Raw genomic sequence first — 15476 nt, forward strand, 5'->3', positions numbered from 1 at the left:
TATGAATGCTTATTGGCTGGACTGGCTTAATCTTTTGGGACGTTGGCTGCACCTGATTAGTGGCATCGCCTGGATAGGCGCTTCGTTTTATTTTGTCTGGCTGGATAACCACCTGCTCAAGCCAAAAAATCCGGATGATTCCGACAAAGGAATTGCCGGGGAAGTATGGTCTGTTCACGGTGGCGGTTTTTACCACGCGCAAAAATACCGTGTGGCACCGCAGTTATTGCCCGAGCCGTTGCACTGGTTCAAATGGGAAGCCTACACCACATGGCTATCGGGTTTTTTCATGTTGTGCCTGGTTTACTATGTAGGGGCGGGATCCTATCTGATTGATCCTGCGGTAGCCGCGCTTTCACCAATGGAGGCCATTGCTATCGGCCTCGGTTCTCTGGTGTTGGGCTGGCTGATTTACGACGGCTTGTGCCGTTCGCCCCTGGGGTGTAATGACCGCCTGCTTGGGCTGGCGGTAGCAATGCTGGCTGCCGTCGCTGCGTGGGGATTGTGCCATGTATTTAGTGGTCGCGGCGCCTTCATTCACTATGGTGCCATGCTCGGTACACTGATGGTCGCCAACGTATTTTTTGTCATTATCCCCGGTCAGCGCGAGTTGATAAAAGCCAAACTGGCAGGCCGTGAACCCGACCCCGCGCCAGGCTTGAAGGCCAGGCAACGTTCGCTGCATAACACCTACTTCACCTTGCCGGTGATATTCACCATGATGAGCAATCACTATGCGATGGTGTTTAATCACCCGTATAACTGGGTGCTCCTTATCGCCATTTCCATTGCGGGTGCAGCTATTCGCGTGTATTTCGTCGCACGTCACAAAGGGCACGCCTCACCGGTGCCGATAGTGCTGGGGGTGGTTCTGCTGGCTGGTGTAGCGTTTGCCATCTCTCCTGCATCAGCACCCCAAGCTGTCGCTTCTGTGAATACCGCCGATCAGTTTGCACAGGTAGTACATATCGTGCAAAACCGTTGTGCAAGTTGTCATGCCGAGAAAGTTACCCAGGCAGGTTTTGTTGCTGCACCCAAGGGTGTGATGCTGGATACGCCTGAGCGTATCGCCTCCCACGCCACACAGATTTATCAGCAGGTATCCAGTCGGGCCATGCCGCTTGGAAATCTGACAGGCATGACCGATCAGGAACGGCAATTTATTGTTGCCTGGGGGATTGCCGGGGGCCCCTCTAAATGAGCATGACGGCAGCAGTATGTAATGCCTTTCGTGGGTCTATCCTGCATTTTCTCACCAACCCCGGTGAGGCGGGTGCTGACCATTCCTATCAGTTTATCCCAGACGGCTTGATAGTCGTGGAGAATGGCCGCGTGCTCGCGCTTGGTGGCTACGCAGAATTGCACCCCACGCTGCCGGCCGGCACACAGCTTACCGACTACTCGGGCCGGATGATTTTGCCGGGCTTCATCGATACCCATATCCACTATTCCCAGACAGATGTCATCGCCTCGCCGGGGAAGCAACTACTGGACTGGCTGGAGCATTACACCTTTCCCGCCGAAGGTCGTTTCGACGACATGAACCACGCGACAGAAGTCGCTGGATTCTTCCTTGACGAATTGCTGCGCAACGGCACCACAACAGCGTTAGTGTTTGGCACGACCCATCGTCAATCGCTGGATGCCTTCTTCGCCGTAGCTGGGCAGCGAGCCCTGCGCATGGTGGCGGGCAAAGTGCTGATGGATCGTAACTGCCCCGAGTTTTTGCGCGATACATCTGATAGCGCATATGCCGATTCGGCAGCGCTGATAGAACGTTGGCACGGACAAGGGCGACTGGGGTATGCCATCACCCCGCGCTTCGCCGTTACCTCGTCGGATGCGCAACTAGCCCAAGTGGGTGAGCTAGCACGCACCTATCCCGAGGTGCATATCCACACCCACCTCGCGGAAAATATGGACGAAGTGGCTTGGGTGGCCAAGCTGTTTCCATGGAGCCGAAGTTACCTTGACGTCTACGACCACTATGGCCTGTTGCGCGAGCGTGCCGTCTACGCGCACTGCATCCATCTCGATGAAGATGACCGTCAGCGCATGGTGGATAGCGGCGCGACAGCCGCTTTTTGTCCCACCTCGAACCTGTTTCTGGGCAGCGGTTTGTTTGATCTTGCCGGGGTGCTGGATTCAGGCATGCGCGTGGGTGTGGCTACCGATGTAGGCGGCGGTACCAGTTTCAGCATGCTGCGCACCCTGGGTGAATCATACAAAGTGGCACAACTGCGCGGGTACACGCTGCCATCTTTACAGGCTTTCTATCTGGCCACCCTGGGCAATGCCAAAGCCTTGGGGTTGGATGACAATATAGGTAACCTGGCTCCCGGTAAAGAAGCCGATTTTATCGTGCTGGATCCCGAATCAACACCACTCATGGCGCGGCGCATGCGCAGTGCGACGACCCTGATCGAACGCCTGTTCATATTTATGACGCTGGGTGATGATCGGGCTGTGGCAGCCACCTATATTCTCGGGGAACTTGTCCATACACGAGCATGCTTGCCTAGTGCAGAGAATCTATCCAATGAATGACTTACTTGCTGCGGGAATGGAATTGTCACTGGCAAGCGACCGCTGGTCTGTTGTTTATCGTCGCTATTTGAGCCAAAAAAATCTGCGCTACGGCGTGCGTTCTGCTGAGAAATAAATAGATGATTAATCGGATACTGATCCACGATGCCGAGGTGGTGGTGACCATGAATGCAACTCGTGAAGAGTTGCCTCGCGCCAGTGTTCTGGTCGAGGGTGACACGATCCTGAGGCTGGGTGCAGCCACGGAAATCGATGCATGGATAGCGCAAGACCCTGCTTTTCGCTACCCACATCGCACCATTGATGCCAGGGGCTGTGTGGTGATGCCCGGGCTGGTCAATTGCCATCATCATCTCTACCAGACCCTTACGCGTGCGATTGGCACCGGGCAGGGCAGGGTGCTGTTTGACTGGCTGAAAATGCTTTACCCGGTATGGGCTGAAATGGATCCGGAAGCGATACACGTCAGTACCCAGGTTGGACTGGCCGAACTGCTGCTATCCGGTGCCACCACCGTGGCGGATCACCTTTATCTGTTTCCAAATGGCACGCGGCTGGACGACGAAATTGCCGCCGCACGCGAGCTCGGTGTGCGATTTCATCCCACGCGCGGCAGCATGAGCCTGGGCGAGAGCCAGGGAGGGCTGCCACCAGACAGGGTAGTAGAAAACGAGGCCGCTATTCTTGAGGACTGCCAGCGCGTCATTGAGACTTTTCATGATGCCGCGCCGTGTTCCATGCTGCGCATCGGGCTTGCACCCTGTTCGCCTTTCAGCGTGAGTGCAGACCTGATGCGTGAGAGTGCACGCCTGGCACGTACTTATCAGCGCGTTGGTTTGCATACTCACCTTGCCGAAACCCTGGACGAGGATCGCTTCTGCCTTGAAAAATTCGGCAAACATCCCCTGGACTATGCAGAATCGGTTGAGTGGACGGGAAGTGACGTCTGGTTCGCCCACATGGTGCACCCCAGCGAATCTGACATGGGCCGGTTGGCCCACCATTGCAGTGGTGTCTGTCACTGTGCCAGCAGCAACATGATTCTCGCCTCGGGCATCGCACCGGTGCGGCGCATGCTGGACTTGGGTGTGCGTGTGGGATTAGGGGTAGATGGCTCCGCAAGTAACGACGGCAACCATATGCTGGGCGAGGCGCGTCAGGCCATGCTGCTGCAACGTGTAGGCTGGCCCGGCTTCGAGTCGCGTGCTGATCGCCTGTCTGCACGGGAGGCGCTGGAACTCGCTACCCTGGGTGGAGCGCGTGTGCTGCAACGCGACGACATTGGCAGCCTGGAACCGGGCAAAGCCGCTGATCTGGTGGCCTTTCGTGTGGATGACCTGGGTCACGCCGGTGCGCTGGGCGATCCGGTTGCTTCGCTGCTGACTTGCGCACCCGGCCGTGTCTGGCTTTCTGTCATTAATGGCAAGATCGTGGTCGAGAATAGCGAGCTGAAAGGCATGGATATGGCAGCGCTGATCAAACGCCATAACGCGGCCAGTATGGGCATGTTAAAAAGAGCAGGGCTGGTTTGAAATGCTTATTCCTTTGGAACAGTACCTTGGCTATGAGAGAAATCAGAAGTCTCGACCATGACCGATAATTCCATCATCCTGCCCCCTCAGGACTTTTCCCCCACGCGCGAACAGATGCTGCGGCATCTGCGCAGATCCAACGAGGTAGCCCAGCGCGCTGTTACCCTCGGTTGTCACCCGTTCGGTGCGATCCTGGTAGGCCCGGATCAGGAGACGATCCTGCTTGAGCAGTGCAACATCGATACGGTGAACCATGCGGAGTCAACGCTGGCACGAATCGCCGCGAGCAATTTCTCGCCGGAGTATCTATGGAGTTGCATGCTCTATACCGCCGTCGAACCCTGCTGCATGTGCGCCGGCACCGCCTATTGGGCAAATATCGGCCGCATCGTATACGGCATGACCGAGCACCAGCTCTTGCAGGAAACCGGGGGCCACAAAGAAAATCAGACGATGAGCGTGCCCTCTCGCTATGTGTTCGATCACTGCCAGAAACCAGTGGAACTGATCGGCCCGGTCGAGGAAATTGTGGAAGAAACGCTTCGCCTGCATCGTTCATTCTGGCAGAAATAGGAACAGAGTCAGATACAAAACCACGCCGAGCTGATTTTTGTGATGGAATGGCTCAGATCGACCCCTTTGCATAGAAGCGAACTATGTATAGTTGAAGAGCCTGTCCCCAGTGTATCGGCATCACGCCGACCCTTTGCAATGTAATCGTACGAGCTGCTTGCGCCGCTCTGCCATCGTTCCAACGTCTGAAATCCTGCGTCTTCTTTGTACATACTGGTCGGGCTGATTTGATCGGGAAAAATTCAATCTTCATCGTCCTGAGTCAACAAACATAATTTTAAATGCACTTAAATGGGGCCCAAAATAATTTTTCTTTGGTTAACTGGCGCCACTTAAATGGAAGATTATTTTATTTATAACTGATTGTTATGAATAGAGTATTTATTTGAATCCAAAGTGTATTAGGCGTCTCGCAACCTTGGTTTCCGCGTTGGCATGAATGCTGCTGTGAGTCAGATATGAACATGACCAATGTCGCAGGTTCCCAATAATGAATACAGCTGTTCCGAAATTATCCTTGCGCAACGTCACAAAGACCTTCCCCGCAAAAGGTGGAGACGTCAATGTGCTCAACAAGCTTAGTTTTGATGTGTACGACCAGGATTTCGTAAGCATCATCGGGCCGAGCGGATGTGGAAAGAGCACCGTGTTCAATATCATTGCAGGGCTCTTGCATCCCGATGAGGGTGAAATCCGAATGGATGGCGAGGTCGTAAACGGCCTGAGGGGAAAAGTCGGGTATATGCTGCAAAAAGACCTGCTTTTTCCCTGGCGTACCGTACTCGAAAACGTAGTTTTGGGACTTGAGGTGCGGGGTACGCCTCTGAGTGAGTCCAGGGAAATTGCGATGGAATACCTTTATACCTACGGGTTGGCCGGCTTCGAGCATGCTTATCCGAAGGCGTTGTCCGGTGGAATGAAGCAAAGGGTCGCGCTGATTCGAACGCTGATTTACGACCCGCAGGTCATTCTGTTGGACGAACCATTCTCAGCACTCGATTATCAGACGAGACTTTATCTTGAAGGCGTCCTGGTCGAAGCCGTAGAAACATTCAAGAAGACGGTGATATTGGTAACCCATGATATTGACGAGGCTGTCGCGCTATCCAAGAGAGTCGTCGTATTAAGCTCACGCCCAGGCACAGTGAAAGCCGTTCACGAGATAGGCCTCTCACAGCGCTCCCCTATCGAGTCCCGCAGCGATCCCCGCTTTTCAGGATATTTTCATGCGCTTTGTGCAGAGCTGGACATTCAGACCAAGGTGGGGAATTGAACATGGAAGAGGCATTGGCGAGACAGTCGAACGACGCCGAAAAACTTAAGCAATCTGCAAAATTTTTGACACCACAGTTAAAGGCAACCGCTTCGACCCTCTCTATCCAGCTCGGGATGGTATTCGCATTTTTGCTGATCTGGCAGTTCGTGGTTGAACGGGGTTGGATTTCAGCATTTCTTGCGGGTTCTCCGGCCGGAATTTTCAGCAAACTATTGGAGGCCGTGCACAATGGCTCTCTGTGGGATAACGCCAAAGCTACGGTGATTGAAGCTATTGCAGGTTTTCTGATTGGAAGCCTGCTAGGCTCGTTGCTCGGATTGTCTTTGTGGTACTCCTCGTTTTTCGCCCGGGTAGTGGAACCATTCATCGTCGCTATTAACAGCGTTCCGAAAATCGCTTTCGCGCCGATTGTGATCCTTTGGTTCGGCACGGGTATGGTCTCCAAGATCATGCTGGCTACTTCAATGACGTTCATCATTGCCCTGATTGCGGCCTATGAGGCGGCAAAAAATGCGGATCGCGACTTGCAGTCGCTGATGCTGGCTTTAGGGTCGACAAAACACCAATTGTTTTTCAAGGTCGTGGTTCCTTATTCCCTTCCCGCCATCATTGCCACTTTCCGAATCAATATCGGATTCGGTTTGGTCGGAGCGGTAGTCGGGGAATTCATCTCTTCCTCGCACGGCCTCGGCCACATGATCTTCACCGCTTCTTCGTTCTACGACCTGGATACCGTTTGGGTAGGCCTCTTTACCCTGATGCTTGTCGGTTTCATTTTGTACTACGTAGTTGACCGCGTGGAGCGCCGCCTGCTTCCCTGGAAGCAGGCCGATTCAGGCCAGCGTTTTAGGGTTTAAATCAGTTTCTTTTCAACAAGAGGGAGAAATCCATGAGCTTCAAATTTCCAAGGTTTGCCTCTGTCCTATTGATTGCTGCTTTGGCAGCAATTCCTGGTACCTCTTCGGCTGAAGTGGCACCGAAAAAGGTAATCGTTTCACAAGCGTTCCAGTCGCTGCTGTATTTGCCGTTCTATGTGGCCATGGATAAGGGATTTTTCAAAAAGGAAGGATTGGATGTGGAGAAGCAGACAGCGGGTTCGCCCAGTGTTGCGCTGGCATCAGTCATTTCCGGTAGTGCTGATTTTTCTATCCATGGCCCGGAATGGACGGCTATCGCCATTTCCAAAGGTGCGCCGTTGCAAATTGTTTCCAATGTGGTCAACCGGGCAGCTGTGTGGATAGCAGCGCAGCCGGGTTTCAAGTATTCCAACGTGGAGAACCTAAAGGGCGAGACAATTTCGACGGGCATGATGCCTACGACGAGTACGTCGCTGTTCATCAAGTTGATGAAGGAAAAGGGTATCGAACCTAACAAGGACCTGAAAATGATTCAGGTCCAGATTGGCTCCGAAATTGGTCCATTATTAGCCAATCAGGCCAAGGTGGCGGTGATGTACGAGCCAGGGCTTGATCAGGCTGTCAGCAAGGGTATGAACGTCATTCTCGGTTTCCCGAAAATGTATGGCCCATATGCGTTTTCTTCTGTGACAACTAAAAAAAATACCGACCCGGATGCGATTCAACGATTTGTAAACGGCATGGAATTGGCTATGCGTTATATCACTACTGATCCCGAGGGTGCCACGAAAATCGCCCAAGCCGAGTTTCCAACACTGGATCCGAAAGTGGTTGACTCAGCGGTCAAGCGCATGATTGCAGATAGTGTCTATCCGAAGAGCGTTGCCACAACGGTAGAGGCCTTTGACACAGGCATGAAAACCCAGGTTTATCTCGGCAACTTGAAAGAAATGCCGGCGTATAAGAAGGTCATTAATACGGCCTTTTCGGACAAAGCGATTGCGATGAAATAATGTCGCCTGGTCGCACTTGCCGAACTCAGAGCGCGGTCGGGTCGGTGGCTTCACTGTCCGAACCCATCGCGCCTGGTGTCGATCCACTCCATGCCCCAAAGCTCGGGCGACTTACCCACCATCTAAGCTCGATATGCTGACATTCGCGATTGTTTCCATTTTTGTGACAGGCGGACTGGCAGCAGGATTTTTGACGGGCCTGCTGGGAATCGGGGGTGGAGCAGTCATGGTGCCGATTCTTTATCACTCGTTCTTGTCTTGGGGCTGGGAACCGCGGGTGGCGGTTAGCACTGCGATTGCCACAAGTCTTTCCGTCATGATTTTTAGCGGTGCCAAAACCACGTGGGAATATCGGCGCCAGGGACTGATAGATTGGGGGTTGTTGCGCTGGGTGGTACTCGGTTCGATTGCCGGAACCGCCAGCGGTGCACATCTGATGTTGGCGGCTGACGAACGTACGATCCGGCTGGGGTTTGGGTTGTTGATGTGGCTGCTTGCCCTGCTGACAATTGCTCCCGTTTACCCGTTGAGCCGCGTTGCACAGGAAGCACCTGAACGTCGGGCCACGTATTTCGCTGTAGGCATTTTGGCTGGACTTCTGGCGGCAATGTTTGGCGTGGGCGGTGGCGCCATACTGGTGCCGGCGCTGGTTCTGCTGGCACGCGTTTCGATACATAAGGCGATTGCCTCTTCCGCTGCCGCAATTGTATTTTCTGCATTATTGAGTACCTCGGACTACGTGTATCAAGGGTGGAGCAGCCATTCGATAGAGACTGGAACACTTGGTTGGATATTCCTGCCGGCAATGCTGATACTGGGGGTTGCCTCCCTGATTTCGGTGCCTTACGGAACAAAGCTGGCACTACGGATGGCTCCACAGAACCTGAAATACGGGCTTGCCACCCTGCAAGCCGGCATCGGCATAAAAATTATTTTCTTTGGGTAAGAATAAAAAGGGTATTGAGAATGGAATTGTATGAACTCGGTTTATTGGACGCGCTAAAGGGGATACGCGAGCGCAGTTTTTCCAGCGAAGAGCTGACTCGCGCCTGTCTAGCCCGAGCTGAAAGCATGGAGGACAAGATTAAGGCGTGGGAGTGGCTGGATCCGGAGTTCGCACTCCAATGCGCCCGTGAAGCCGACCGTCAGTTGGCTGACGGGCAGCCGACCGGCTGTTTGCACGGTATCCCGTTGGGAATGAAAGATATTGTCTCGACCAGGGGGATGCCCACTTCGATGGGGTCGCCCATCTATGCCGGGCATGTTCCTTCTCAATCCGCGACTGTTGTTCAGCACCTGCACGCTGCGGGCGCGTTTGTGATGGGCAAAACAGTGACTACCGAGTTCGCCTGGCGCCATCCCGGAAAAACCCGCAATCCATGGAATCTTGGGCATACTCCCGGCGGCTCGTCGAGCGGATCGGCTGCCGCAGTTGCCGCCGGCTGCGTGCCGGCGGCATTCGGCACACAGACGGTTGGCTCCGTCATTCGTCCTGCAGCTTATTGCGGGGTGGTGGGATACAAACCCAGCTATGGCCTTATTTCCAGAGCGGGGGTTCATCCCCTGAGTCCAACGCTGGATCATGTAGGCGTTTTCGCACGTAGAGTAGGGGATGCTGCATTCCTTGCCTCTTGCCTGACCGGTTATGATCGCGGCGATCCCCATAGTCTTTTGGTGAATCCCATGCAAGCCTGTTCCGCAGACGCCACGGAATGGGGCCAGCGGCCTCGACTTGCAGCGATACAAACACCTGTATGGGATTTGGCCGACGACGTGCAGAAAGCCATGTTCAAAAAGAACGTGGTGCAGCTTGCCGAGGCGGGCGCGGTGGTACATTGGATAGAGTTGCCGAGCTCCTTTGACCGCGCCCTTGATGTGTTGAGGACTATCCTGTTCGCCGAAGGCGCGCAAATCTACGCTCCTCTACAGGCGCAGTACCCGGGGAAAACCAGCAAGCCGCTGGATTTACTGATAGAAACCGGGCTTAAGATTTCAGCTGTCCAATACCTTGAAGCGCTGAAGGCTGCCGAGGAAATGCGCGCGCAGCTAGCAGACTTATTCGGCAGGTTTGATGGCATTGTAACCCCCCCTGCAACAGGGGAAGCGCCGAAAACCTTGAGCGACACCGGCGATGCGAGTTTCTGCGGTATCTGGACCCTGATGGGTGTGCCGGCCATAAGCTTCCCCGTCGGGCATGGGCCAAACGGGTTACCGTTGGGCCTGCAAGTGGTGGGTCCGTATCTGAACGATAGCAAGACGTTGAAAGTGGCCGCCTGGTGCAACCAACAAATAGGATATAACGCAGGTTTTCCACTGGATTAGATTCTCGTCCATAATCAGTTGAACATCAGCACATGTCGATTCCCTTTACAGATTGAGCCAAATTGCTCAATTTTTTGCATCGAGCACTGATCTACTTTCATGCATACAATTTTCGTTGTTGCATAGGTCGTCGATCTATTGGGTGGATCAAACAACATAGAATATGGCGGGCCAATCTGGCACTTGATTCAACATGCGAGGTCAGCCAGCATCTGGTGATTCCGTAGGCAATGCCTGTCCCAAGGCGCGGCACCGATACTCGTTCTGAAACCAGCAAGCACGATAGAATTTGACCATGACACGATCAGAACTCATTGCACGCTTGACCAGTCGCTATCCTCAACTGATCCAGAAAGATACCGAGTTGGTCGTAGCGGAGATACTCGCCGCCATTCAGATGACTTTAGCGCAGGGCAAGCGTGTTGAAATTCGCGGTTTCGGCAGCTTTGCCCTGAACTACCGTTCTCCTCGCATCGGGCGCAACCCAAAGACGGGGGAATCAGTATTGGTACCGGAAAAATGGGTTCCTCACTTCAAGGCTGGCAAGATACTTAGGGAGCGAGTTGGTCGCTTACCTCTGAAGCCACTGCATTTTCTTGAGTAATCTCTTTTTATATCGCTTGACGGTGATCGCTGGTGACTGCTGGCGGCATTCTGGTGCCTGCGATGGCTTACTGCCGTTCCACAAACTCACTCAGTGGCTCACCTATTCGTTGCTCGAACCGCTGGAAGAAAGTGGATTGAAGATCGTCGGACTGGACCAGTTAACTGGTCTGCCGGAATATCGCAATGACTGCTTGTTATTGGATTTCGATTTGCTGGTGCCGCGCAATCCGGGATTTTTTACCGACAGCATGATGGTCGACGAAGCTGCTGTGGTGGAGTGACGTGCATTGACGGTGATTGCGCTCGACCATTTGGCACACGCGGTGCGTACCAAGTTGGATCTGGACGCCGACGGGTTTCCGCTGGCACGCATATTGGAAGGCGGCACTTGGACTGCGTTCCGCAGGATCGCCGCGGAACGCAGGCCGGTAGTAGGCATCCCGCCGGTACGAATCGCCAGCGATGGCACTGTTTTTTGACCCTCTGTGAATCGAGAAAATGTGATGACAAAAATGTTCAACCTGCTCACTCATCCACTGATCCAGCACAAATTGACCTTCATGCGGAATGAAGAGACGAACACCGATTCCGTAGGCAAGCGACAGTGCCGTTTGATGCTTCAGGTTGCCAGACGCCGCGATCAGGCGGCCCACTTCCTCGCGGCTTAATACTACGGGGAGTCTCTGCGGGACACGAACGGGCTGCATCTTGGCCATCAGCTCGGCACGATCGAGCGTGACGTCGAAGAAGAACTTCAATCCGGCAATCGCGGCATTGAGCGAGATCGGCGAAGTGCCGGTATCGACGAGGTGCAACTGATACCACCTCAGATATTCTACGGTGGCCGTATCAGGCGAGCGGCCGAGAAACCCAGCGAATCGTTTCACGGCGCGCAGGTAACCGTTTTGTGTCTTGGCAGTGAATTTGCGCATCCGCATGTCGTCGATCATGCGCTGACGCAACGGCGATATCACCGGGGATGTCGATGAGTCCATGGCTTGCTCCTGTCAAAAAAGAGGCGGATTGCCTCATCTTCAACATTGGTAGTTTCCGCACCTGAGCAAAACCACCAGCGCTCGCATCACCCACTGCTGATCGCACATCACTACCGCGTGAGCGGTTTAGTCCAACGAACTTAAAGTGCCGGGAGAATCAGGTCTCGATGGCTACCGGCACTGGAATCTGCACGGCGACAGCGTTGTAGATATCCACGTCGGTCTCTGGCGTGAGGATCGAGACGATCAGGCTGTAACGAGCGGGCAGATTAAAGCGCTCCAGCTTAGGTCGGGTGCGCCACCAACCCATAGCAGGGTAGACGGCCAGATAGCCTCGGCTGGCCAAGTCGGCTGCGGTACCCGTCCACACGTCCTGGTGCAGGGAACCCTTGTGGCGTTGCTGGCCACCTAACAACCAATTCGGGTCTTTTGGGTTGACGGCCTGTTCGTCCTCTTCCAAAGCCGCAGCCGCGTTAACGCGGGCAAGGAAGTCATCAATCGATTCTTGCGCTCGTCGGACATCGAAACGCAGCCGATGGGAGGGGTAATGGAATTTGGAGGCAGTGCCGCGCGCTGATGGATTTGGTTCGATGAAGTAGGATAGCGTGACCCGCATCTGGACCTCCACCCCACCCAGCCCCTCCAGTTCCTCCTTGGGCCAGGGCAACTGGTGCAAGTGCATGTCACGGGTCTTGACCCCCTCACCTTTGAGTTTCTTATAGGGATAGAGGGCACCTTCCGCGATCAGTGTTAGTGAGTTGGCGGCACTCCAGCGCGCACGCTCCAAGTCTGGAACCCCCCAGCCACAATGGCGGATTAGGTTTACATAGTGGTTTTTGGTGGGTTTTGCGGCTGGCAGATACATCTGCCGCATGGCATCAGGCCATTGGGCGGAGTGAACAATTAATGCCCTAATTGTTTCGGGTACGAGATCCGGGTAGGTAACCATCAGTTGCGCGGCCATGCGAGAGCAGAGGGCCGAGGCGGCGCTGGTGGCATTGGTAGTAGTAAAAAGTCTCTCGACGGGCTTGTAATTGGTAGTCAGGAGACTGAGGCTGGGTTGCGTGGCAGCAAATCCTGCGAGCTTGCTGACATTCCCACCCTCGAAGACTACGTCAGGTTTGAGTGGCCATGCCCTGTCCCAAGTTGCAGACGTTGTGGTGAAAGGGCTGGGCTCCCCATGATTTGCCACGGGTACAAGCGCGGCGTCTTCGGTATCGATCTTTTCGGTGAATGCTCCTACGGTCAAGGCATTCCATGCTTGGCCTGGGTCATGGATCAGATTGGTAGATAGGCTAGCCGGGTAGTCCATCCAAGCGTTCTGGTCTCTGATGTTTCCAGCGGATAGCACAAACAACCGAGGAAAAGCCCCGTTTCCATCCGCATCGGCAGCTAGCCTATCCACCATGGACGACCAAGAAGAAGGGCGACCTCTATCCCGGTAGTCGGAGGCGGTTACAGCGGAACTAAATACCCGAGCCCGATGGGGGAAATCAACTTCCGGCTGGCTAACCGCGTCCCCGAAAAGGTCTGCATGAAAATCAGCGTTTACAGGATTCCCACCCTGATTCTTAACAAGCTTTACTGATTCCAGGAGATGGTCAATTTGGATTGGGTCCGCAGCGGCTAGCGCGTCGGTCAAGTCGCCATAGGTAGCGACCCCAGCCAACCCAGTGCCATGGTTGATCTCATCGTGAGTGCCCCAGGCGGGTTTGACGGTATGCATGTCTTGTACCGTCAGCACAGGGGCAAGAAGCAGGTGGGCTCGGTTCACGCCGCTGTCGAGTAAGCAAACACGAGGGACGTTGTCCTGATGTGGAGGGAATGTGGAACGGGCGAGTAGCTCATCCTTCCAGGCGTTCTGTTCTTCTGCCACCATGCCATCGAAGAACTCAGCTGTTTCCTTTGCCCGACGGAGCTCCGCCACGCAGTTCAAGGTCATCACGGACTGGGAGAATTGGCGTTGCGAGCCATGCATAAGCATGACGATTCGTTCGGGGAAGTCCACGTGCCCGTCACTAACCTCACAGCCAGCCTTAGCAGCTAATTTGCGAAAATCCCCCATCACCAGGGCACGCTCGCTACGCGCAGGCAACCAGACTTCCCACCAGAAAACTTCATCAAGATTCTGCGGGAGCATTTCAAGATCATCTGTCCAGAGGGCGCGAAGCTCTGCAGATCGAATGGATTCGATGGTGTTTAGCAGAGCTGTATGCCGCGCCTTTCCATTCCTGTCTTGATTCTCATCAAGGTACTCTGCGACATATTTCTCGAAATGGGCCAACTTGCCTTCTGGCACAAATACATTGGCGTAAGTGTAGTCGCCGTCCCTGTTAATGCTCAGCAGTTCAATATGGCTGGGCTCAAAGGCAAGACTCTTAAACGCCAATTCAATGTCAGGTTGGCTTCGAAACTGAATTTGTAAGCCTAAGCCGCTTTCTAGTCCAATCTCGTGCTGCTTAGCAACCAATTCTTGTGAGGTAGATTCAATTGCCTGGAGTTGTATTTGAAGGGACTCCCCGTGTTGAATACGATTCAACTCCGGTGGAGGTTTGGACTTTCCCTGCGGCGAGGAGCGGGCGGTAAATGCTTGGGTTTTGGCGGTATCGGAAAGAATGAGGTGCGGACGCTTATTTTGTTGGGGTCGAACCGACATGACTAATGAGTCTCCCTTTCTCAATATTGTCCGTTAGCTTGTGTCTCATGAGCTTGCGTTCCGCAAGCGTGCGAATCAAATCCCCTTCCGCGATGGACGCGTGCTCATGGATGATGGCATTTTTAATGGCCTCATCAGCTGCTCTAGATATTTCCGCGTAGCTCAGTCCGGCAGCCTCATCAGCAATTTTCCGCCAAGTAAGCTTTCCCGACTTGAATCCGACTAGCCGCCTTTTCAGCATTGCGGCAATCTGTTCCTGCTTAGGCAGGCCGTATTCAATCACGTCGTCAAAACGGCGAAAAAGAGCGTAATCCAGAATTTCGGGATGATTGGTAGCGGCGATGATCACGCTATTCGACTGATCCTGATCGATCATCTGCAAGAAGCTGTTGAGTACCCGGCGAATCTCGCCTACATCGTTGGCCATTCCTCTTTGCGAGCCAATAGCATCGAACTCGTCGAAAAAGTAGACTCCACGCACATTGCCAACGGCATCAAATACCTGACGCAGCTTGGAGGCGGTTTCGCCCATGAACTTCGTGATCAAACTATCCAGTCGGACCAAAAACAGTGGTATTCCCAACTCAGCCGCCAATACCGAAGCGGTCATGGTTTTCCCAGTACCCGGCTGGCCGACGAGGAGGAGTTTTCGCCGGGGGGATAAGCCATGCTCTTGTAACTTGGAAAAAAGGCGCTGTTCTTTGATCGTGCGCCTGAGTTTCTCGGACACGCTCTCGTCAAGTATCATGTCTGCGAGACGTGTTTTAGGATAAGACACAGAAAGTAGGCCAGCCAGCTCTCCCCGTGGTTTGTTCAGGGGCACGAGATTGCGGGTGGACCCTGCTGTTTGGCTATGGCTCTTGGCGGAGTCAATCATGTCACGGAGCTCTTCTGCGAGCTTGCCATGCCCCAGCTTGGCCTCGTGAGCTGCGACTTGCATAGCTATAGAGAAAAAACGCCCCTCATCGCCCTCGATGTGGGATTTCAAAAGAGCCTTCAGTTGTTCTGCACTAGCCATTTTCCCCGCCTTGTCAGTGTGATAGTACAGCCTTATACCTTGGCCGAACCAGTACTTTATAGCTTCAGGAGTAGACTGAAC

The 15476-nt window shown here is 54.0% G+C and carries 13 protein-coding genes and 2 pseudogenes; 12 read left to right on the forward strand and 3 right to left on the reverse strand.

Annotation, left to right across the window (positions count from 1 at the left end; all coding sequences use genetic code 11):
* Position 1: 1 nt before the first annotated feature.
* The 12 genes and pseudogenes from ACFDAU_RS01330 to ACFDAU_RS01385 all read left to right on the forward strand — a co-directional run bounded on the left by ACFDAU_RS01330 (position 2) and on the right by ACFDAU_RS01385 (position 11205).
* Entirely contained in the window at positions 2–1201 is a 1200-nt protein-coding gene (locus ACFDAU_RS01330; protein ID WP_413438281.1) for a urate hydroxylase PuuD, read from the forward strand.
* Positions 1198–2547, forward strand: coding sequence for a guanine deaminase (guaD, locus tag ACFDAU_RS01335; protein WP_413438282.1), 1350 nt, complete (start codon positions 1198–1200; stop codon positions 2545–2547). The genes ACFDAU_RS01330 and guaD overlap by 4 nt, the downstream gene beginning before the upstream one ends.
* Entirely contained in the window at positions 2540–2662 is a 123-nt protein-coding gene (locus tag ACFDAU_RS01340; RefSeq protein WP_413438283.1) for a hypothetical protein, read from the forward strand. The genes guaD and ACFDAU_RS01340 overlap by 8 nt, the downstream gene beginning before the upstream one ends.
* 4 nt (positions 2663–2666) lie before the next feature.
* Positions 2667–4079: an 8-oxoguanine deaminase gene (locus ACFDAU_RS01345; protein ID WP_413438284.1), complete on the forward strand. Its 1413-nt coding sequence runs from the start codon at positions 2667–2669 to the stop codon at positions 4077–4079.
* A gap of 57 nt (positions 4080–4136) precedes the next feature.
* Positions 4137–4652 carry a nucleoside deaminase gene (locus tag ACFDAU_RS01350; RefSeq protein WP_413438285.1) on the forward strand — a complete coding sequence of 172 codons (516 nt, stop codon included), beginning with the start codon at positions 4137–4139 and terminating at the stop codon, positions 4650–4652.
* Between the two features lie 490 nt (positions 4653–5142).
* A complete protein-coding gene (locus ACFDAU_RS01355; RefSeq protein WP_413438286.1) occupies positions 5143–5925 on the forward strand; it encodes an ABC transporter ATP-binding protein in 783 nt (260 codons plus the stop codon).
* Between the two features lie 2 nt (positions 5926–5927).
* Positions 5928–6785 carry an ABC transporter permease gene (locus ACFDAU_RS01360; RefSeq protein ID WP_413438287.1) on the forward strand — a complete coding sequence of 286 codons (858 nt, stop codon included), beginning with the start codon at positions 5928–5930 and terminating at the stop codon, positions 6783–6785.
* A 32-nt stretch (positions 6786–6817) separates the two neighbouring features.
* Entirely contained in the window at positions 6818–7798 is a 981-nt protein-coding gene (locus ACFDAU_RS01365; RefSeq protein WP_413438288.1) for an ABC transporter substrate-binding protein, read from the forward strand.
* A 133-nt stretch (positions 7799–7931) separates the two neighbouring features.
* Entirely contained in the window at positions 7932–8744 is an 813-nt protein-coding gene (locus ACFDAU_RS01370; protein ID WP_413438289.1) for a sulfite exporter TauE/SafE family protein, read from the forward strand.
* A 20-nt stretch (positions 8745–8764) separates the two neighbouring features.
* The gene (locus tag ACFDAU_RS01375) at positions 8765–10120 is read left to right on the forward strand and encodes an amidase (protein ID WP_413438290.1); all 1356 of its coding nucleotides are present in this window, start codon (positions 8765–8767) and stop codon (positions 10118–10120) included.
* A gap of 295 nt (positions 10121–10415) precedes the next feature.
* Positions 10416–10724, forward strand: a complete 309-nt coding sequence (locus ACFDAU_RS01380) for an integration host factor subunit beta (RefSeq protein WP_413438291.1) — start codon at positions 10416–10418, stop codon at positions 10722–10724.
* A gap of 22 nt (positions 10725–10746) precedes the next feature.
* Positions 10747–11205, forward strand: a pseudogene (locus ACFDAU_RS01385) (DUF1688 family protein).
* 258 nt (positions 11206–11463) lie between these two features.
* Here ACFDAU_RS01385 and ACFDAU_RS01390 read toward each other — a convergent pair.
* From ACFDAU_RS01390 to ACFDAU_RS01400, 3 genes and pseudogenes are all read right to left on the reverse strand, one after another.
* Positions 11464–11721: pseudogene (locus tag ACFDAU_RS01390) on the reverse strand (site-specific integrase); the annotation flags it as partial.
* A 157-nt stretch (positions 11722–11878) separates the two neighbouring features.
* Positions 11879–14377, reverse strand: a complete 2499-nt coding sequence (locus tag ACFDAU_RS01395) for a S8 family peptidase (RefSeq protein ID WP_413438292.1) — start codon at positions 14375–14377, stop codon at positions 11879–11881.
* Positions 14352–15395: an AAA family ATPase gene (locus ACFDAU_RS01400; protein WP_413438293.1), complete on the reverse strand. Its 1044-nt coding sequence runs from the start codon at positions 15393–15395 to the stop codon at positions 14352–14354. Before ACFDAU_RS01400 ends, ACFDAU_RS01395 begins: the two co-directional genes overlap by 26 nt.
* Between the last annotated feature and the right edge of the window lie 81 nt (positions 15396–15476).

Source organism: Sulfuriferula sp. GW1, assembly GCF_047300855.1.
Taxonomy (GTDB): Bacteria; Pseudomonadota; Gammaproteobacteria; order Burkholderiales; family Sulfuriferulaceae; genus Sulfuriferula.